Annotated in this window: 19 protein-coding genes and 1 pseudogene; 8 read left to right on the top strand and 12 right to left on the bottom strand. The window is 69.8% G+C overall.

Annotated features, from left to right (window positions below; genetic code table 11):
* Window positions 1-119 precede the first annotated feature (119 nt).
* Both ADBZ6I_RS04135 and hemE read right to left on the bottom strand, forming a co-directional pair.
* Complete coding sequence (locus ADBZ6I_RS04135) at window positions 120-1,472, bottom strand: protoporphyrinogen oxidase (protein WP_526381147.1); 1,353 nt, start codon at window positions 1,470-1,472, stop codon at window positions 120-122.
* Complete coding sequence (gene hemE, locus ADBZ6I_RS04130; protein WP_526381145.1) at window positions 1,469-2,518, bottom strand: uroporphyrinogen decarboxylase; 1,050 nt, start codon at window positions 2,516-2,518, stop codon at window positions 1,469-1,471. Before hemE ends, ADBZ6I_RS04135 begins: the two co-directional genes overlap by 4 nt.
* Window positions 2,519-2,546: 28 nt before the next feature.
* On the opposite strand from hemE, the gene ADBZ6I_RS04125 reads away from it, so the two are divergent.
* On the top strand, window positions 2,547-3,170 hold the full coding sequence (locus ADBZ6I_RS04125; protein WP_526381167.1) for a DUF3000 family protein: 624 nt from the start codon (window positions 2,547-2,549) through the stop codon (window positions 3,168-3,170).
* A gap of 1 nt (window position 3,171) precedes the next feature.
* Window positions 3,172-4,437, top strand: a complete 1,266-nt coding sequence (locus ADBZ6I_RS04120) for an HRDC domain-containing protein (protein WP_526381143.1) — start codon at window positions 3,172-3,174, stop codon at window positions 4,435-4,437.
* 18 nt (window positions 4,438-4,455) lie between these two features.
* Here ADBZ6I_RS04120 and dxs read toward each other — a convergent pair whose 3' ends face one another.
* The 4 genes from dxs to ADBZ6I_RS04100 are packed head-to-tail and all read right to left on the bottom strand — an operon-like array spanning window position 4,456 to window position 10,900.
* The gene (gene dxs / locus ADBZ6I_RS04115; RefSeq protein WP_526381141.1) at window positions 4,456-6,363 is read right to left on the bottom strand and encodes a 1-deoxy-D-xylulose-5-phosphate synthase; all 1,908 of its coding nucleotides are present in this window, start codon (window positions 6,361-6,363) and stop codon (window positions 4,456-4,458) included.
* Between the two features lie 9 nt (window positions 6,364-6,372).
* Window positions 6,373-7,689 carry a Na+/H+ antiporter NhaA gene (gene nhaA / locus ADBZ6I_RS04110; RefSeq protein WP_526381139.1) on the bottom strand — a complete coding sequence of 439 codons (1,317 nt, stop codon included), beginning with the start codon at window positions 7,687-7,689 and terminating at the stop codon, window positions 6,373-6,375.
* 23 nt (window positions 7,690-7,712) lie between these two features.
* Window positions 7,713-8,912 (bottom strand): class I SAM-dependent RNA methyltransferase, encoded by a 1,200-nt coding sequence (locus tag ADBZ6I_RS04105; RefSeq protein ID WP_526381137.1) that lies wholly within the window; start codon window positions 8,910-8,912, stop codon window positions 7,713-7,715.
* Window positions 8,909-10,900, bottom strand: a complete 1,992-nt coding sequence (locus tag ADBZ6I_RS04100) for an amino acid permease (protein ID WP_526381135.1) — start codon at window positions 10,898-10,900, stop codon at window positions 8,909-8,911. Before ADBZ6I_RS04100 ends, ADBZ6I_RS04105 begins: the two co-directional genes overlap by 4 nt.
* A gap of 98 nt (window positions 10,901-10,998) precedes the next feature.
* Here ADBZ6I_RS04100 and ADBZ6I_RS04095 point away from each other — a divergent pair, with 98 nt between their 5' ends.
* Both ADBZ6I_RS04095 and ADBZ6I_RS04090 read left to right on the top strand, forming a co-directional pair.
* Window positions 10,999-11,670, top strand: coding sequence for a potassium channel family protein (locus tag ADBZ6I_RS04095; RefSeq protein ID WP_526381133.1), 672 nt, complete (start codon window positions 10,999-11,001; stop codon window positions 11,668-11,670).
* A complete protein-coding gene (locus tag ADBZ6I_RS04090; protein ID WP_526381131.1) occupies window positions 11,667-12,332 on the top strand; it encodes a potassium channel family protein in 666 nt (221 codons plus the stop codon). The genes ADBZ6I_RS04095 and ADBZ6I_RS04090 overlap by 4 nt, the downstream gene beginning before the upstream one ends.
* Here ADBZ6I_RS04090 and ADBZ6I_RS04085 read toward each other — a convergent pair.
* Complete coding sequence (locus ADBZ6I_RS04085) at window positions 12,329-13,018, bottom strand: DUF3159 domain-containing protein (RefSeq protein WP_526381129.1); 690 nt, start codon at window positions 13,016-13,018, stop codon at window positions 12,329-12,331. The genes ADBZ6I_RS04090 and ADBZ6I_RS04085 overlap by 4 nt on opposite strands.
* A complete protein-coding gene (locus tag ADBZ6I_RS04080; protein ID WP_526381127.1) occupies window positions 13,015-13,386 on the bottom strand; it encodes an OB-fold nucleic acid binding domain-containing protein in 372 nt (123 codons plus the stop codon). Before ADBZ6I_RS04080 ends, ADBZ6I_RS04085 begins: the two co-directional genes overlap by 4 nt.
* Before the next feature lie 129 nt (window positions 13,387-13,515).
* On the opposite strand from ADBZ6I_RS04080, the gene ADBZ6I_RS04075 reads away from it, so the two are divergent.
* The gene (locus ADBZ6I_RS04075; protein ID WP_526381125.1) at window positions 13,516-14,241 is read left to right on the top strand and encodes an alpha/beta fold hydrolase; all 726 of its coding nucleotides are present in this window, start codon (window positions 13,516-13,518) and stop codon (window positions 14,239-14,241) included.
* A gap of 4 nt (window positions 14,242-14,245) precedes the next feature.
* Here ADBZ6I_RS04075 and ADBZ6I_RS04070 read toward each other — a convergent pair whose 3' ends face one another.
* Window positions 14,246-15,082, bottom strand: a complete 837-nt coding sequence (locus ADBZ6I_RS04070; RefSeq protein ID WP_526381123.1) for a DUF3710 domain-containing protein — start codon at window positions 15,080-15,082, stop codon at window positions 14,246-14,248.
* Window positions 15,082-15,546 carry a dUTP diphosphatase gene (dut, locus tag ADBZ6I_RS04065; protein WP_313674328.1) on the bottom strand — a complete coding sequence of 155 codons (465 nt, stop codon included), beginning with the start codon at window positions 15,544-15,546 and terminating at the stop codon, window positions 15,082-15,084. The genes ADBZ6I_RS04070 and dut overlap by 1 nt, the downstream gene beginning before the upstream one ends.
* A 25-nt stretch (window positions 15,547-15,571) precedes the next feature.
* Between dut and ADBZ6I_RS04060 the strand changes: the two genes are divergently transcribed.
* Entirely contained in the window at window positions 15,572-16,060 is a 489-nt protein-coding gene (locus ADBZ6I_RS04060) for a DUF3093 family protein (protein ID WP_526381120.1), read from the top strand.
* 30 nt (window positions 16,061-16,090) lie between these two features.
* Here ADBZ6I_RS04060 and ADBZ6I_RS04055 read toward each other — a convergent pair whose 3' ends face one another.
* Entirely contained in the window at window positions 16,091-16,393 is a 303-nt protein-coding gene (locus ADBZ6I_RS04055) for a DUF4193 family protein (protein ID WP_526381118.1), read from the bottom strand.
* 179 nt (window positions 16,394-16,572) lie between these two features.
* Here ADBZ6I_RS04055 and cei point away from each other — a divergent pair, with 179 nt between their 5' ends.
* Window positions 16,573-17,223 carry an envelope integrity protein Cei gene (cei, locus tag ADBZ6I_RS04050; protein ID WP_526381116.1) on the top strand — a complete coding sequence of 217 codons (651 nt, stop codon included), beginning with the start codon at window positions 16,573-16,575 and terminating at the stop codon, window positions 17,221-17,223.
* Between the two features lies 1 nt (window position 17,224).
* Here the strand turns inward: cei and ADBZ6I_RS04045 are convergent, their stop codons facing one another.
* Window positions 17,225-18,091 carry an inositol monophosphatase family protein gene (locus ADBZ6I_RS04045; protein ID WP_526381114.1) on the bottom strand — a complete coding sequence of 289 codons (867 nt, stop codon included), beginning with the start codon at window positions 18,089-18,091 and terminating at the stop codon, window positions 17,225-17,227.
* 93 nt (window positions 18,092-18,184) lie between these two features.
* On the opposite strand from ADBZ6I_RS04045, the pseudogene ADBZ6I_RS04040 reads away from it, so the two are divergent.
* Window positions 18,185-18,282, top strand: a pseudogene (locus ADBZ6I_RS04040) (polyphosphate--glucose phosphotransferase); the annotation flags it as partial.

The following is an 18,282-nucleotide window of genomic DNA, read 5'->3' as shown; positions in this document are numbered from 1 at the left end:
ACGCGGCTACCGGCGCCCCGCCGCGGGCAGCGGCAATCAGACGGTAGCCGCGGGCAGCGGCAATCAGACGGTAGCCGCGGGCAGCGGCAATCAGACGGTAGCCGCGCGGGCAGCGGCAATCAGACGGTAGCCGCGGCCACCACCGCGTCGGCGGCCCGCCCGGCCGCGACCAGGCACGCGGGCACACCCACCCCGTCGAGGAAGTTGCCTGTCACCGCCACCCCCGGCGGCAGGCCGGCGCGCACGGCGGCGGCGAGGTCGGCGTGTCCGGGTCCGTACTGCGGCAGCGCGTCGATCCATCGGTGCACCAGCGCCTCGATCGGATCGGCGGCGATGCCGAACACGCTGTGCAGATCCTCTGCCGCCCAGGCCAGCAGCTCCTCGTCGGAGGTCTCCCGGGCGATGTCGTCACCGAACCGGCCGAACGACATCCGCAGGAGTTCGGCCGCACCGCCGCCGCCCCACTTGCGGCTGGACAGGGTGATGGCCTTGGCGTGCAGGGGCTCACCCGTGGCAACCAGCACGCCGGACTGCGGCGGGAACGGCGTCCCGGCGGCCACGCCCATGGCCAACACCACCGAGGAGGCCACCGGAATCCGGGCAGCTGCGGCCGCCGACGCCGGGGCGATGTCGTCGAGCAGGGCGGCGGTGTGCGGGGCCGGCAGCGCGACGACGACGGCGTCGGCACGCCAAGTCCGGCCGGTGGCGTCGGCCAGGGTCCAGCCGCGAAAGTCGGCGTACATGTGGTCCACCGGCGCCTGCACCCATTCGAGTGCGCTGCGGGCCACCAGCTCGTCGAGCAGCACCCGGTAGCCACCGGCGATCGCGCCGAACACCGGGCCACTGGTGCTGCCGGGCAACACTTTTCGGACCGCCGCGGTCAGGCTGGGCGCCCCCGCGTCCAGCGCCGCGGCGACGGTCGGCACCGCCGAGCGAATCCCGATGGTCGTCGCCGACCCGGCGTACACCCCCGACAGCATGGGGTCCACCGACCGGGTCACCACCTGTTCGCCGAACCGGTCGGCCACCACCTGACCGACGGCGGGATCGCCGCCGGGCTGCCAGTCCAGTGGACGGTCGGGTTCGCCCGCCATCCGGGCGACGGTCTGCTGGTCCACCAGACCGGCCACCGACTCGGGCGTGCTCGGGACGCCGTTGACCGCCCCGGGCGGCAGCGGGTGCAGCCGGCCTCCGGCGTAGATGGTGGGCCGCACCCCGGTGGGGGTGATCAGACGGTCGGCCAGGCCCAGTTCGCCGAGCAGCGCGGGCACCTCGCGCCGACGGGCCACGAACGCCTCGGCGCCGATGTCCATCGGCGTACCGCACAGCGTTTCGGTGCGCAGCACCCCTCCGAGCCGGTCAGCGGGGTCGAACACCAGGATGGTGGCGTCCGGGCCGGCGGCGGCACGAATCCGGTAGGCGGTCACCAGACCCGAAATGCCGCCTCCGACAACGGCATAGGTGGCTGTCACAACGAGTGCACCAGCGCCACCAGATCGGTGAGCACGCCCGGGTCGGTGGCCGGCAGCACGCCGTGACCGAGGTTGAAGATGTGTCCGGCCGCACCGGCGTCCACTGCGCGCCGGCCGTCGTCGACCACGTTGCGGGCGGCCTTCTCCACCACCGGCCAGCCGGCCAGCAGCACCACCGGGTCCAGATTTCCCTGCAGCGCCTTGCCCGGCTCGACCCGCGCGGCGGCGTCGGTCAGCGACGTCCGCCAGTCCACTCCGACCACGCTCGCCCCGGCCTGGCCCATGGCGCCGAGCAGCTCGGCCGTCCCGACCCCGAAATGGGTCATCGGCACGCCGTAGTCGGCCAGCGCGGCGAACACCCGCGCGCTGTGCGGCAGCACGTAGGTGCGGTAGTCGGCCAGTGACAACGTGCCGGCCCAGGAGTCGAACAGCTGAATGGCGTCCACCCCGGCGTCGAGCTGGACTCGCAGGAACTCCAGCGTCACCCCGGCGAGGGTCTCCATCAGCGAATGCCAGGTGGTCGGATCGGCCAGCATCATGGCCTTGGTGCGCTCATGGTTCTTGCTCGGGCCGCCCTCGACCAGGTAGGAGGCCAGGGTGAACGGCGCGCCGGCGAAGCCGATCAGCGGCACCTCCCCCAGCGAGTCGACCAGCAGGCCTACCGCCTGGCCCACCGCGGCCACCCGGTGCGGGTCCAGAGCGCGCAGGGCGGCGACGTCGGCGGCGGTGCGCACCGGGCTGGCGATCACCGGCCCGACGTCGGGCACGATGTCGACGTCCACCCCGGCGCCCCGCAGCGGCACGACGATGTCGGAGAACAGGATCGCCGCGTCGACGCCGTGCCGGCGGACCGGCTGCAGAGTGATCTCGCAGATCAGCTCCGGGTCGAAGCAGGCTTGCATCATGGTGTTCTTGGCCCGCAGCACTCGATACTCCGGCAGCGATCGGCCGGCCTGCCGCATGAACCAGACCGGAATCTGGGCCGGTTTACGGCCGGTGGCGGCGGCCAGATACGGCGCCTCGGGCAGGTGGCGGCGGGTACTCACCGGCACCATGCTGCCACGGCGCGCCTGACTGCACGCCTCGCTGGTTGAGGCTACCGTCGGTGAAGTGACCGACGCGGAGCCTCAACAGTTCCGCGAGGCCGTGGCAGCCATGAACGCCGCCAAGGTGCGGCCCGAGATCGAGCTCGGCCCGATCCGCCCACCTCAGCGCCTCGCGCCGTACAGCTATGCGCTGGGCGCGGAGGTGCGCCGCCCAGAGCCCGACATCATTCCGGAAAGCTCCGAGGGCGACGCGTTCGGCCGGCTGATCCTGCTGCACGACCCGGAGGGCTCCGACGCATGGGACGGCACCATGCGCCTGGTGGCCTACATTCAGGCCGACCTGGACTCCAGCGAGGCGGTGGACCCGCTGCTGCCCGAGGTGGCCTGGAGCTGGCTGGTGGATGCGCTGCAGGAGCGCGAGGAGCATGTCACCGCGCTCGGCGGGACCGTCACAGCCACCACCTCGGTGCGCTACGGCGACCTCTCCGGACCCCCCCGCGCCCATCAGCTCGAGGTGCGCGCCTCCTGGACCGCCACCACACCGGCTCTGGACGCGCACGTTCAGGCGTTCTGCGAGGTGCTCGAACACGCGGCGGGACTGCCGCCGGTAGGGGTTACCGACCTGAGTTCCCGTCCCCGCTCCCGCGCCTGACATGGCAGAACTGGACGACACCCCGGCTCCGCCGACGGCGGTCCCGCTGGCAGCCCCCGCCGAAGGCGTTCCCGAAGTGGCCGTCAGTGCAGACGAAATCGCCAGCGCCGCAAACCAATTGGCTGCCGGCAGCGGTCCCTTCGCGGTCGATGCCGAGCGCGCGTCGGGGTTCCGGTACTCCAACCGGGCCTACCTGATCCAGATCCGGCGCACCGGCGCCGGGACGGTGCTCATCGACCCGGTCAACCACGGCGGCAGCTCGATCGACGCCCTCGGGCCGCTGGCCGAGGTCCTCGCCGAGGACGAATGGATTCTGCACGCCGCCGATCAGGACCTGCCCTGCCTGGCCGAGGTCGGCCTGCGTCCGCCGAGGCTGTACGACACCGAACTGGCGGGCCGGCTGGCCGGCTTCGAGCGGGTGAACCTCGCCGCCATGGTGGAACGGCTGCTGGGGCTGGGGCTTGCCAAGGGCCACGGTGCCGCGGACTGGTCAAAGCGGCCACTGCCGGCGGCCTGGCTCAACTACGCCGCGCTGGACGTCGAAGTGCTCATCGAGTTGCGCGCGGCGATCGCCGGCGTGCTGGACGTACAGGGCAAAAGCGATTGGGCTGCACAGGAATTCGAGTACCTGCGCTGCGCTCAGAGCTCCCCCACCCGACGGGACCGCTGGCGCAAGACCTCGGCCATCCACAAGATCCGCACGGCGGCGGGGCTGGCGGCGGTGCGGGAACTGTGGACCACCCGGGACCGGATCGCTCGCAGTCGCGATATCGCCCCGGGGCGGATCCTGCCCGACACCGCGATTATCGCCGCCGCGGCGGCCGACCCCAAGACCGTCGAGGAACTACTGGCTCTGCCGGTTTTCGGGGGCAAGCAGCAACGCCGGACCGCGCAGGTGTGGCTGGACGCGCTGGCAACCGCCCGCAGCGGCGGGCAGGCGCCCGATATCGCCGAGGATAACGGCGGCCCCCCACCACCGGTGCGGTGGGCCAAACGCAAGCCGGAGGCCGCCGTGCGCTTAGAGGCCGCCCGCGCCGCGTTGTCGGAGCTGTCCCAGCGGGTCGGGGTGCCCACCGAGAATCTGCTGTCCCCCGAGCTACTGCGGCGGCTGTGCTGGGACTGGCCGGGCCGTGGCGAGAACGCCGCCGACAACGCCGGCGCGGTGGACGAATTCGTGCGCGACGGCGGCGCCCGGCCGTGGCAGCGCGAGCTGGTGGTCCCGGTACTGGCCGAAGCAGTGACCGAGGCAGGGACCAAGCAGGCTTAGGCGACTCGCCCCGGCGCGTTAGTCGATCTGCTCGGCGACCGACTCCTGATACGCCCCGAGCGCAGCCACCCAGCCGGTGACCTGGCGGGCGACGTTCCGATCGGTCAGCCCGATCTCGTCGAGCACCTCCGAGCGCGACGCATGGTCGAGGAACCGTTGCGGCACCGCGACATCCCGGCATGGCACATCGATGTCGGCGGCGCGCAGCGCCGCGGACACCGCGGAGCCGGCGCCGCCGCGGACGCCGCTGTCCTCGATGGTGACCACCAGCTTGTGCACGGCGGCCAGGGCTCCTAGCTCCTGGGGAACCGGCAGCACCCACCGCGGGTCCACCACGGTGACGCCGATGCCCTGTCTGCGCAGGCGATCGGCGACTTTCAGCGCCATCCCGGCGAACGGACCGACCGCCACCATCAGCACGTCGGAAGCCAGCTCCTCGGCGGGCCGGGCCAGCACGTCGACTCCGCCGATCCGCTCCAGCGCCGGAATGTCCTCGCCGACATCGCCTTTCGGGAAGCGGATCGCGGTGGGGCCGTCGTCGATGTCCAGCGCCTCGCCGAGTTCCTCACGCAGCCGGGTGCCGTCGCGCGGGGCGGCCACCCGCATACCCGGAACGATGTTGAGCACCGACAGATCCCACATGCCGTTGTGGCTGGCGCCGTCGTTGCCGGTGACACCGGCCCGGTCGAGCACCAGGGTGACCGGCAGCTTGTGCAGCGCGACGTCCATCAAAAGCTGGTCGAAGGCCCGGTTGAGGAAGGTCGAGTACACCGCGACCACCGGATGCAGTCCGCCCATCGCCAAGCCGGCCGCTGAGGTCACCGCGTGCTGCTCGGCGATACCGACGTCAAAGAGCCGGTCAGGGTAGCGATCTCCGAAGGCGGCGAGGCCGGTGGGCCCGGGCATGGCGGCGGTGATGGCCACGATGTCCCGGCGGGCGCCCGCATGGGCGATCAGGGCGTCGGAGAACACCGAGGTCCATCCCGGCGCCGCAATCTTGGTGGCCTGACCGGTCTCCGGGTCGATGACGCCGCAGGCGTGCATTTGTTCGGCCTCGTCGTTCTCCGCCGGGGCGTAACCCATGCCCTTGCGGGTGACAACGTGCACGATCACCGGCCGGTTGTAGCCGCGGGCGTGGCGCAGCGCGGTCTCCACCGCGTGCTCGTCGTGCCCGTCGATGGGTCCGACGTACTTCAAGCCCAGGTCGGAGAACATCGCCTGGGGCGAGACGGCGTCTTTAATGCCCGCTTTCACGCTATGGATGGCCTGGAAGCAGACCGGGCCGATCACCGGGATGGACCGCAGCGCGCTGCGGCCGCGCTCCAGCAGCCGCTCGTAGGCGGGTTGCAGGCGCAGACCGGCGAGGTGTTCGGCCAGTCCGCCGATAGTCGGTGCGTAGCTGCGGCCGTTGTCGTTGACGACGATGACGACCGGGCGTTTGCCGGCGGCGATGTTGTTCAGCGCTTCCCAGCACATGCCACCGGTCAGCGCGCCGTCGCCGACGACCGCGACGATGTGGCGATTGCACTGGCCGGTCAGTTCGAAGGCTTTGGCCAGTCCGTCGGCGTAGGACAACGCTGCCGAGGCGTGGCTGGACTCGACCCAGTCGTGCTCGCTCTCCGCCCGCGCCGGGTAGCCGGAGAGACCGCCCTTCATCCGCAGGGTGTCGAAGTCCCCGCTACGCCCGGTCAGCATCTTGTGCACGTAGGCCTGATGCCCAGTGTCGAAGATGATCGGATCGAACGGAGAGTCGAACACCCGGTGCAGCGCCAGCGTCAGTTCGACCACGCCGAGGTTAGGTCCCAGGTGTCCGCCGGTGGCAGCCACCTTGTGGATCAGGAACTGACGAATCTCCCCCGCCAGTTGCGCCAGCTCGTCCTGGGACAAGCGCTGCAGATCAGCGGGGCCGCGGACCTGTTCGAGCATTGGCTCAGTCTACGCACGGTTGCCACCGCCCTCGTCCTCTGACATGTAGATGTCGGGCACACCGTCGCGGTCGTCGTCGCAGGTTTCCAGCTCGAAGACAGAGCGGTAATGCTGATTTCGGATACGCAGCACGATGGCGGCCAGGAATGCGGCCAGCAAAGATCCGGTGAGCACCGCCACCTTCACCACCGCCTGCCGCGAAGAGTCGGCGTCGTACGCCAATTCGCCGATCAGCAGGGAGACGGTGAACCCGATACCGGCCAGCAGCGAGACCCCGAAGACGTCGATCCAGCGCAATGACGAGTCCAGGCTGGCGCGGGTCACCGCCGCGATCAGCCGGGTGGTTCCGAACACCCCCACCGCCTTGCCGACCACCAGGCCTCCCACGATGCCCAGAGCGACCGGGTCGCGCAGCGCTGTCACCAATCCGTCATAGCCCCCGAAGGTCACCCCGGCGGCGAAGAACGCGAAGACCGGCACCGCGAAACCGGCGGATACCGGTCGCACCAGATGCTCGAAATACTCGGCCAGGCCCATCCCCGAGTCGCCCGCGTCGCGTTCGTTGCGCAGCACCGGCACGACGAACCCGAGCAGCACCCCGGCGACCGTGGCGTGCACCCCGGACTCGTGCACCAACGACCAGGTGGCCACCGCCAGCGGGATCAAGATCCACGGCGAACGCACCCGCCGTTGCACCAGCACCGCGAACACCGCCAGCGGAATCAGCGCCAGCAGCAGCGCGGGCAGGTTGATCTTGGTGGTGTAGAACACCGCGATCACGGTGATCGCGAGCAGGTCGTCGACCACGGCCAAGGTGAGCAGGAAGGTCCGCAGCGCCCCGGGCAGGTGGGTGGAGATCACCGCCAGCACGGCGACGGCGAAGGCGATGTCGGTGGCCGTCGGGGTGGCCCAGCCGCGGACCGCACCGTCGCCGGCGCCGGCCGTGAAGGCGACGAAGATCAACGCCGGCACCACCATGCCGCCGACCGCGGCGGCAATGGGCAGCGCCGCCCGGCGGGGGTCGCGCAAGTCGCCGGCGACGAACTCGCGCTTGAGTTCCAGGCCGACGACGAAGAAGAAGATGGCCAGCAGACCGTCGGCCGCCCACGATCCCAGCGCCAGGTTCAAATGCAGTCCGTAGTCGTCGCTGCCGACGCGGAATTTGGTGAGCGCGGTGTACGACGCACTCCACGGCGAGTTGGCCCAGACCAGCGCAATCGTGGCGGCCGCCAACAGGATCGCCCCGCCGACCGTCTCCTTGTGCAGGATGCGGATGATCCGGCTGGTCTCCGACCACGAGCCGCGGCTAAGCAGGGTGGCGGGCATACGAGAAACCTACAAGGAATAACTCACCGGGTGAGTAGTGCGACGCATTCGATGTGATGGGTCAGCGGGAAGGCGTCGAACACCCGGATCTGCTCCACCTGGTAGCCGTGGCCGCGGTACAGGCCGATGTCACGCGCGAACGACGCAGCCTCACAACCGATGTGGATCACCCGCGGCACACCGGCCCGGGCCAGCAGGTCGACAACCGGACGGCCCGCTCCGGCGCGCGGCGGATCCAGCACCGCGATGTCCGCGCGACCGGACTGGCCGGCCAGGAACCCGCGCACCGAGCCCGACACCACCGTGACCGATGACAGGTCGGCCAGCGCGGCGCGGGCCGCCGCCGATGCGGTGCGGGCGGTGTCGACGGTGTGCACCCGGCCGCCGGGACCCATCACGTCGGCCAGCGCCGCCGCGAACAGACCCGCCCCGCCGTAGAGATCCCAGGCCCGGCGCGCCCCCGCGCCGGGCCCCGAAGATTCAGACCACTGCCGCACCAGGTCGCTGTACAGGGCGGCCGCGTCCCGATGGGACTGCCAGAAGGCCGTCACCGGCAGCCGCCACACCCGTTCGCCCACCCGCTGCACGGCCCGGCCTCCGCCTTCGCCTCCGCCCTCGACGACGGTGGTCTCCCGGCTTTCAGGCGAGGTTGTCACCACGTGACGACGTCCGTCGTCGTCGAGCACGACGTGCAGCCGGTCGCCGGGGCGCCAGCGCGGACCGTCCAGACCGGCGAGCATGGCCTCCGGGAGTTGCCCACAGCGCAGGTCGGTGATCAGCTCGGTGCTGTGGTAGCGGTGCAGGCCCGCACAGCCGTCGGCGCCGACGTCGAGTTGCACCCGGGTCCGCCAGCCCAGCGGCGCGCCGGAACCGACGGGCTCGGCGATCCCCTCCCATGGGTAATCCCCCAGTCTCCCAAGCTGATTGGCCACCACCTCGCCTTTGAGAACGCGGGCGGCCTGGGGCTCGACGAAGGCCAGGTCGCAGCAGCCCGCCCCGTCGACACCGGCCACCGGGCACAGCGACTCCACCCGGTCGTCGGAGGCCTCGAGGATCTCCACGGCGTCGGCGTGCCAGAACTTGCCCTTCTCGGCGGTCACTCGTGCCCGCACCAGTTCGCCGGGCAGCGCGTAGCGCACGAACACCACCCGGCCGTCGTCGCGGGCCACGCAGCTGCCGCCGTTGGCCGGCGCACCGGTGCGCAGCACCAGTTCGGTGGTCACTCGGTGAAACCGCGCCGCACGTCGCCCGGCGCGCTCTGCTCAGGAAACTTGCTGACCCGCTCCGAGGAATTCAGCTGCCAGGGCACCGACGTCATCATCACGTTGGGAATGAACAACAGCCGGGTCTTGAGCCGCAGCGCGCTCTGGTTGTGCAGCACGCTTTCCCACCAGTGACCGACGACGTATTCGGGGATGAACACGGTGACCACCGTGCGGGGGGCTTCTTTGCTGATGCGCTTGACGTAGTCCAGGACTGGGCGGGTGACCTCCCGGTAGGGCGAGGCCACCACTTTCAGCGGAACGCTGACGTCACTGTCCTCCCACTCCCTGGTGAGACGGCGCGTCTCGGCGTCGTCGATGTTGACCGTCAGCGCCTCCAGCACGTCGGGCCGGGTGGCCCGGGCGTACGCCAGCGCGCGCAGGGTGGGCAGTTGCATGTTGGACACCAGCACCACCGCGTGGTTGCGGCTGGGCAGCACGATCTCGCGGTCCTCATCCTTGGGCGTGAGCTCCCGCGACACGGTGTCGTAATGCCGGTTGATCGCCTTCATCACCACGAACAGCCCGCCCATCGCCAGGATCGCGATCCAGGCACCGGCCATGAACTTGGTGACCAGCACGATCAGCAGCACGGTGCCGGTGGAGATGAAACCGATGGTGTTGATCACCCGGGAGCGGATCATCCGGCGGCGTTCGGCCGGATCGTCCTCGGTGCGCAGCAGCCGGGTCCAGTGCCGGACCATGCCGATCTGGCTGAGCGTGAACGAGATGAACACACCGACGATGTAGAGCTGGATCAGCGCGGTCACCTCGGCGTCGAAGGCGACGACGAATGCGATCGCCGCGAACGCGAGGAACACGATGCCGTTGGAGAAGGCCAGCCGGTCGCCCCGGGTGCGCAACTGGCGCGGCAGGTAACGGTCCTGGGCCAGGATCGAACCCAGCACCGGGAACCCGTTGAACGCGGTGTTGGCGGCCAGCACCAGGATCAGGGCGGTAACCCCGGTGATCAGGTAAAGACCCGGGGCAAAGTTGTGGAAAACGGCATCGGCGAGCTGGGCGACCAGAGTCTTCTGGTGATAGTCCGCCGGGGCGCCGCCGAGCTGCTCCAACGGCCGCTCCGCGATCTTCACCCCGGTCTCCACAGCCAGCAGGATGATGCCCATCAGCAGCGCCGAGGCGATGCCACCCAGCATCAGCAGCGTGGTGGCGGCGTTGCGCGACTTCGGTTTGCGGAAGGCCGGCACCCCGTTGCTGATGGCCTCGACACCGGTCAGCGCCGCACAACCGGACGAAAACGCGCGCGCCACCAGAAACACCAGGGCCAATCCCATGATGTCGCCGTGCTCGGAGTGCAGTTCGAACGACGCCGACTCAGCCTGCAGATCATGACCGAGCACGTTGATCTGGAATAACCCCCACCCGATCATCACGACCATTCCGAAGACAAAGGCGTAGGTCGGGATGGCGAACGCGGTGCCCGACTCCCGGATGCCACGCAGATTCACCGCGGTCAGCAGCGCGATCGCCAGGACCGCGAAGATCACTTTGTGGTGGGCGATCAGCGGGATGGCAGAGCCGATGTTGGACATCGCCGCGGCCATCGACACCGCCACGGTGAGCACGTAGTCGACGAGCAGCGCACTGGCGACGGTGAGACCCGCGGTGGGGCCGAGGTTGGTGGTCACCACTTCGTAGTCCCCGCCGCCGGACGGATACTCGTGCACGTTCTGGCGGTAGGAGGACACCACGACAAGCAAGACCAGGAGCACCGCGACACCGATCCAGGGCGCCATCGTGTACGCGGCCAGGCCGGCCACCGACAGGACCAGGAAGATCTCCTCCGGCGCGTAGGCCACCGACGACATGGCGTCGGAGGCGAACACCGGCAGGGCGATCCGCTTGGGCAGCAGCGTGCGGCTGAGCCTGTCGCTGCGGAGTTCTTGGCCGATCACCAGCCGGCGCAGACTCCGCGAAAGCTTGGACACGAGAGCCAAGGGTAAGCCTTGCCGCCGATCGCGGTAGCGTTCCCCATACCGCGCGGCCCGCCGGTGGGCCAGCGCATGAGTAGCCGAGAGGACCTCAGGTGCGGGTAGTGGTGATGGGATGCGGCCGGGTGGGCGCCTCGCTCGCCGAAGCGCTGTCCCGGCTCGGGCACCAGGTGGCGATCATCGACCGCGACCCCACGGCGTTCCATCGGCTCTCCGAGGAGTTCATCGGCGAGCGGATCACCGGTATGGGCTTCGACCGGGAAGTGTTGCTGCGGGCTGGAATTGAGCAGGCCGACGCCTTCGCCGCAGTGTCCTCCGGCGACAACTCGAACATCATCTCCGCCCGGGTAGCCCGCGAGATGTTCGGTGTCGCGCACGTGGTGGCCCGGATCTACGACGCCAAGCGGGCCGCGGTCTACGAACGCCTGGGTATCCCGACGATCGCGACGGTGCCATGGACCACCGACCGGCTGCTGAACATTTTGACGCACGACACCGAGACCGCCCGCTGGCGCGACCCCACGGGCACCGTCGCCGTCGCCGAGGCGACCGTCCATGAGGGCTGGGTGGGACATCGCGTCACCACCTTGGAGGAGGCTACCGGCTCGCGGGTGGCCTTCCTGATCAGATTCGGTTCCGGCGTGCTGCCCGAGCCTAAGACCGTGATCCAGTCCGGTGACCAGGTGTACCTCGCAGCGGTGTCCGGGCAGTGCGGCGAGGCGCTGGCCATCGCCGCGCAACCGCCCGAGGAAGGGGTCGGCGAATGAAAGTCATGATCGCCGGTGCCGGCGCGGTCGGCCGGTCCATCGCCAGGGAACTGGTGGACAACCAGTACGACGTGACGCTCATTGAGCGCAATCCCGGGCACTTCGACGTCGACGCCATCCCGGCGGCGACGTGGATCTTCGGCGACGCCTGCGAGCTGAGCCTGCTGGAGGCGGTGCATCTGGAGGACTTCGACGTCGTGATCGCCGCGACCGGGGACGACAAGGCCAACGTGGTGCTCTCGCTGCTGGCCAAGACCGAGTTCGCGGTGCCCCGCGTGGTCGCCCGGGTCAACGACCCGCGCAACGAGTGGCTCTTCGACAGTGCCTGGGGAGTCGACGTGGCCGTGTCCACTCCGCGCATGCTGGCCTCCCTGGTCGAGGAGGCCTTCGCCGTCGGCGACGTGGTTCGGCTGCTGGAGTTCCGAAAGGGCAACGCGAACCTGGTCGAGATCACCCTGCCCGAGGACACCCCGTGGGGTGGCCGGCCGGTGCGCAAGCTCCAACTGCCCCGTGACGTCGCCCTGGTGACGATCCTGCGGGGACCCCGGGTGATCGTGCCCGAGCCCGACCAACCGCTGGAGGGCGGGGATGAGTTGCTCTTCGTCGCCGCACCCGATGTCGAAGCCGAACTACGCAGTCTGCTGGCTGAAGGGGTTCGCTAACGGTCGGGATGGGCGGCGGCAGCGTGGTCGGCGTGGATCGCGCGTTGGGCTGCCCGGATGGCTAAGTAGGTCACCAGCGCGCCGACAGCGGCCAGCGGCCAGCCCATCGCGATGCGCGCGACGCCCAGCCAGCCGGTCTTGTCGGCGTTGTAGAGGTGGTGCTGGACGATGAACCGTGAGGCGAACACCGCCACCCACGTCAGCGTCGCCACGTCGAAGGCCAGCACTGCCCGGCGGGATCGGCGCCAACTGCGATCGTGGCCGGTCACCCAACTCCATACGTATCCCACCACCGGCCTGCGGATCAGCACCGACAACCCGAACACCGTCGCCCACAACAGCGACGTCCAGATGCCCAGCAGGAAGTAGCCCTTGGATGCCCCGACGATCCAGGCGATCAGCGCGCTGATACCGACGCCCAGGAAGCCGGCCAGCGCCGGCTGCACCGAGTCACGCCGGACCAGCCGCCACACCAAGATTGCCGCGGCCACCCCCAGCGCCGAGAACAATGCGGGCAGCAGCCCGAACGCAGTGTTCATCGGGACCAGTACTACCACTGGCAAGGCCGAGTAGATCAGGCCGCTGGCGCCGCCCATCTGACCGAGCAGGGCCTGTCCTGGAGTGCGCTTGGCCTCGACTTCGCCTTCTGCGACCTCGTCTTCCGCCGGCAAGTCAGTGGGGGTCAACGCTGAATCTCGTAGTGCGGGTTGTAGATCGCCTTGCTGCCGTTGTCGAGTTTCCCGACCCGACCGCGCACCCGCAGATGGCGGCCGCATTCGATGCCGGGAATCCGGCGCTGGCCCAACCAGACCAGCACCACGGTGTCGGTGCCGTCGAAGAACTCGGCACGCACGCCGCCCGCGCAGCCCTTGGCGTTGGTCTCCACGCTGCGCAGCGTGCCCACCATGGTGACCTCCTGGCCACGCTGACAGTCGATCGCGCGTTGCGCCCCCGTGGTGGCGGCCTCGCCGGTGAGTTCCTCGGCGTCGCGTTCCTCTGGGTTCTCGGTCAGCTTGCGAGTCAGGCGCCGCATAAAACCTTCGGCCGTGGCCATGGCCTCTCCTGGGGTCTTTCGGTGAAGTTCGTTCACACTGCCACCGCCACGGTAGACCTCACAATCCCGCTACGCCATGGGCGTACCCCGGTAATCCTCGGCGACACCTGCACCAGGCACGATCGCACGATGGTATCCAGCCGGGCAGTCAGTATCCGCGACGTGGTGACCGTCCTGCTGCCGGGGACCGGCTCCGACGACGATTATCTGCGGCGGGCGTTGGCCGGCCCGCTGGAGGACATCGGCGCGCACGTCATCGCGGTGGCTCCCGAGCCGGACCGGCTGGTGCAGAGCTTCCTGGATGCCGTCGACCGCGCCGCCCAGGACGCCCCAACCGGCCGGATCCTCGTCGGTGGGGTGTCCCTGGGCGCGCTGCTGGCCACCCGCTGGGCGCTGGCCCATCCGGACCGCACGGTCGCGGTGCTGGCGGTGCTGCCGCCGTGGACCGGCGAGCCCGCCGACGCCCCGGCCGCGCTGTCCGCCCGGCACACCGCCGGCCTTCTGCGACGGGACGGCCTGGCCGTGACCACGGCAGCGATGCGGTCATCGAGCCCGCGGTGGCTGGCCGACGAACTCGCCCGGTCCTGGCAGCGGCAGTGGCCGGCTCTGCCCGATGCCATGGAGGAAGCCGCCGCCTGTGTGGGCCCGAGCCAAGCCGAACTGCAACGGCTGGGCGCTCCGCTGGCGGTGGTTGCGGCCACCGACGATCTGGTGCATCCGGCCGGCGTCGCCGCCGACTGGGCGGCCTGGGCTCCGCACGGCGCGCTGGCCACGGTCCGCCTAGCGGACTTCGGCCCGGCGCCGAGGCTGCTCGGCGCGGCCTGCGTGGAAGCGCTGCGGGCGGTCGACGGTTAGCCGGCTATCCGCCGGTGCTGGTGCTGCGCAGCTGCTGCATCGCCGACCCGGAGGCGCTGCGCCGCTCGTCAGGTCCCTGCGGGGGTTGTCCCTGTTGCTGGGCCAGGTAGGCCTGCTGGGCGGCGAGCATGGCCTGCTGCTGCTGCTGGGCCTGCTGAGCCTGCATCGCCTGCTGCATGGCCTGCTGCTGGGCGGCCGCACGCAACTGGGTGGCCAGCTCGTCGGGCAGCTGTACCGGCAGTGGGGTGCGCACCGGAAGCGGCGTATCGCCGCGACGGACGACGGTGTCGGCCAACGCCTGGCGGGCCTCGGCGATCAGGGCGGGCATCGTTTCCAGCATTCCGTTGACCACGCATCGGATCATCCAGCGGTAACCGTCGACACCGACGAACCGGACCGCGCCGGCACCGGTGCCGACCACTTCGCGGCCCCACGGTCCGTCCTCGATCGATACCGCGGCGCCGTCGTTGCGCAGTGCTTCGGCCAACTCGCTGGCCACCTCGCGCCACAAACCGGGCGATTTGGGCGCGGCATAGGCAGCGACGGTGAACCGACCGTTGGGAGTGACGACCCAGATCGCGGTGGGCACACCGGTCTGGTTGAACTCGACCTGAATCTGCCCACCGGGCGGCATCGGAATGAGCACCGATCCCAGATCCAGCCGGGCCAGCGCAGCCTGCTCGGGGTTGTCGAAATCCTCGATGTCAAAGGGTCCGTCGGGTTCGCCGCCGCTCCACTCCGTAACGGTGACCTGCTCGGTGACCTGCTCTGAGACCACCTCGTCGTAGTCCACCTCGGCCCCGCTCTGATCGTGATCGTTCTTACGTCTACCGAATGCCATCACAAACTCGCATGTCCGCCGGAGGAACCGTGGCCGCCCTGGCCACGGGTGGTGTCAGCCAGTCCGGCCTCGTCGAACGAGGTCACCTCGACCAGCTCGGGCAGTTCGACCCGCTGGACCACAAGCTGCGCGATGCGATCGCCGCGACGCAGCACTATCGGGGTGCCGGGATCGAGGTTGATCAGCGCCACCTTGATCTCGCCGCGATATCCGGCGTCGATGGTGCCTGGGGCGTTGACGATCGACAGCCCCAGGCGCGCGGCCAAACCCGAGCGGGGGTGAACCAAACCCACCATGCCCTGCGGGATTGCCACCGCGATGCCGGTGGAAACCAGAGCCCGCTCGCCCGGGGCCAATTCGACGTCCTCGGCGCTGTACAGATCGACGCCGGCATCGCCGTCGTGCGCGCGTGCGGGCAGCGGCAGATCGCGGTCCAGACGGACTACCGCGAGACTGGTGGGCACGAGCGCAAAGACTACCCTTGGCCGGATGTCTGGTTCGCCCGTCTCGACGCAAACCGTACGGTACCGCGAGCGGCTGCGAGTGCCCTGGTGGTGGTGGCCGATCGGTATCGGCTTGTCGTCGGTGCTGGCCTTCCAAGTCAACTTGGGCATCCGCAACCTTCCCGACTGGCTGCCGTACGCGGCGCTGGCCGTCGTCGCGGCGGGCGTGTTGTTGTGGTTGAGCCGCGTGGACATCCGGGTGGTGGCCACCGGCGCGGGCGCCGACTCGGAGGTCGAGCTGTGGGCCGGGCAGGCGCATCTGCCCGCCTCGGTGGTGAGCCGCTCAGCCGTCGTGCCGCGCAGTGCCAAGTCCGCCGCGCTGGGACGTCAGTTGGACCCGGCCGCGTTCGTCCTGCACCGCAACTGGGTGGGCCCCATGGTGCTGGTGGTCCTCGACGACCCCGACGACCCGACGCCCTACTGGATGGTCAGCAGCCGGCACCCGGACCGGGTGCTGGCTGCCCTGAAAAGCTGACGGCGAAAAGCCGACGACGGGCAGCTGGATTCAGGCTGCGCAGTCGGTGCAGATCATTTCGCCGTTCTTCTCGTGGGCGAGCCGGCTGCGGTGATGCACCAGAAAGCAACTGGAGCAGGTGAACTCGTCGGCTTGCTTGGGCACCACCCGTACAGAGAGCTCTTCGCCGGAGAGATCAGCGCCGGGTAGCTCGAAATTTTCGGCGGACTCCGTCTCGTCGACATCGACGACTGCGGACTGCACCTCATTCCGGCGCGCCGTCAGCTCCTCAAGGGAGTCCTCCGAGACATCATCGGTCTCGGTACGGCGCGGTGCGTCGTAGTCAGTAGCCATCGTCCAATCCCCTCGTCGCTCAGCAGAGGTTTGTATCAGCGTCGAACGCCCCGGCCAAACGATTCGTGCCCTGTCATCGCGAGTTGAGCTGTGAGTTGTATCACATCACCGCTTCAACGGTACGGTCCGGTTGCACCGGCGGGCCGTTCCGCGGACGCCCGGGGCTCTACAGTTCTCGCGTGGTCGCTTACATCACCGAAGGCTCCGCCCGGGACAAGAACGGCAATCCCTTCGGTCGCCGTAACTACCGCCCGGGGATCATCGCCCTCGTCTCGCTCATCCTGTTGTCCGCGCTGGGCTGGGGTTTCGTGCTCACCCGTCCGGTCGCGGTGGAACAGGCCGCCGCCTGCAACCCACCGCCGGCGCCGACCGACCCCGCCGCCCCGAAACTGGGGCAGCGGGTGACCGGTGCGGCTCTGGTCGACGTCGCGCCGGCCAAGCTCGCCGAGTCCAAGATCCGCGTCCTCAACGCCAGCGGACAGGGCGGCCAGGCCGGCGAGGTGGCCGGCTCGCTCCGGGATCTCGGCTTCGCGGCGCCGACCGCCGCCAACGACCCGATTTACGCCGGAACCCGGTTGAGCTGCCAGGGTCAGATCCGGTTCGGTCAGGCCGGCCGGCCCAGCGCGGCGGCGGCGTGGCTGGTGGCGCCCTGCGTCGAGCTGTATCAGGACGACCGTCCTGACGATTCGGTGGATCTGGTGATCGGCACCGACTTCAACTCACTGGCCAGCAGCAACGACATCGCCGCGGTGCTGTCGAGCTTGCGCCCGGGGGCCACTGACCCCGTCGACCCAGCTCTGATCACCAAGATTCACAGCGGCACCTGCTAGCTCACGGCAGCGGCCGCAGGCCCGAGCAGCGGTCGAGCGCTTCGATCAGCTGGGCAGCCACCCCGGGCGCCGCCGCCAGCGTCAGACCCGCCCCCGGACCATCGGCTCCCGGCAGCAGCACCACCGCGCCGGCCTCGGCGGCGATCAGCGCACCGGCCGCCCAGTCCCATTCGTTCAGACCGTGTTCGTAGTGCGCGTCGAGCCGGCCGGCGGCGACCATGCAGAGATCCAGCGCGGCCGAACCCAGCCGCCGCACATCACGCACCTGGGGCATGAGTCGGGCAAGCAATTCGGCCTGGGCGGCCCGGCGCTGCGGGGCGTAGCCGAAGCCGGTGCCCACCAACGCCATCGCCAACTCGTCGACGTCGTTGCACCGCAGCCGCCGCCGTCCCCCGCGCTCCAGTAGGTGGGCCCCACAGCCCGTTGCAGCCGAATAAATCTGCCCGCCGACAACATCGGCGACGGCGCCCGCCACCGACACACCGTCGACCTGAGCAGCCAGCGACACCGCGTACGCCGGGATGCCGTAGAGGAAATTCACCGTCCCGTCGATCGGATCCACGACCCAGCGCACCGCTGCCCCGGACGACGTGCCGCCGCCCTCCTCCCCGAGAATCGAGTCCCCCGGGCGAAGTTCGCCAAGCCGGTCGCGCACCAGCTTTTCGGTCTCGGTGTCGGCGATCGTCACCGGGTCGGTGCGAGTGCTCTTGGTCCGCACCGCCGTTCCGACAGCCGCGGAATCCGCCCCGGCAGCATCGGCGCCGAGCATTTCGGCGCGCCGGCGCCGCACGAAGTCCGCCGCCTCCGAGACGAGTTGCTCCGCGACCTCACGTAGGTGCTCGGGCCGGTTGTCGTTCACATTTGCCATCGCAGCACAGCCACGTCCGCGATTCACACGTCGGGGGCCACCCGACTCACTAGTGTCTGATCTCGAATGGTGCCATGACAGGGAGGACCTGCGATGACCTCGACCCAGCCAACCGGCCGGCAGGCTCTCGGTGTGGACGTCGGCGGCAGCGGCGTCAGAGGCGCGAGCGTCGACCTCGACCCCGGGCCGCT

Origin of the sequence: Mycobacterium sp. (genome assembly GCF_044342925.1) — a bacterium.
Lineage (GTDB): Bacteria > Actinomycetota > Actinomycetes > Mycobacteriales > Mycobacteriaceae > Mycobacterium.
This window is presented reverse-complemented; position numbering and strand designations above follow the sequence as displayed.

What these genes read in the sequence shown, in the direction of transcription:
- nhaA (WP_526381139.1), bottom strand. Translation starts at nt 7,689, where the DNA reads ATGCCCGCCACCCTGCTTAGCCGCGGCTCGTGGTCGGAGACCAGCCGG.
- ADBZ6I_RS04080 (WP_526381127.1), bottom strand. Translation starts at nt 13,386, where the DNA reads ATGGCCACGGCCGAAGGTTTTATGCGGCGCCTGACTCGCAAGCTGACC.
- ADBZ6I_RS04070 (WP_526381123.1), bottom strand. Translation starts at nt 15,082, where the DNA reads ATGGCATTCGGTAGACGTAAGAACGATCACGATCAGAGCGGGGCCGAG.
- ADBZ6I_RS04075 (WP_526381125.1), top strand. Translation starts at nt 13,516, where the DNA reads ATGGTATCCAGCCGGGCAGTCAGTATCCGCGACGTGGTGACCGTCCTG.
- ADBZ6I_RS04055 (WP_526381118.1), bottom strand. Translation starts at nt 16,393, where the DNA reads ATGGCTACTGACTACGACGCACCGCGCCGTACCGAGACCGATGATGTC.
- ADBZ6I_RS04090 (WP_526381131.1), top strand. Translation starts at nt 11,667, where the DNA reads ATGAAAGTCATGATCGCCGGTGCCGGCGCGGTCGGCCGGTCCATCGCC.
- dxs (WP_526381141.1), bottom strand. Translation starts at nt 6,363, where the DNA reads ATGCTCGAACAGGTCCGCGGCCCCGCTGATCTGCAGCGCTTGTCCCAG.
- ADBZ6I_RS04045 (WP_526381114.1), bottom strand. Translation starts at nt 18,091, where the DNA reads ATGGCAAATGTGAACGACAACCGGCCCGAGCACCTACGTGAGGTCGCG.
- ADBZ6I_RS04120 (WP_526381143.1), top strand. Translation starts at nt 3,172, where the DNA reads ATGGCAGAACTGGACGACACCCCGGCTCCGCCGACGGCGGTCCCGCTG.
- ADBZ6I_RS04060 (WP_526381120.1), top strand. Translation starts at nt 15,572, where the DNA reads ATGTCTGGTTCGCCCGTCTCGACGCAAACCGTACGGTACCGCGAGCGG.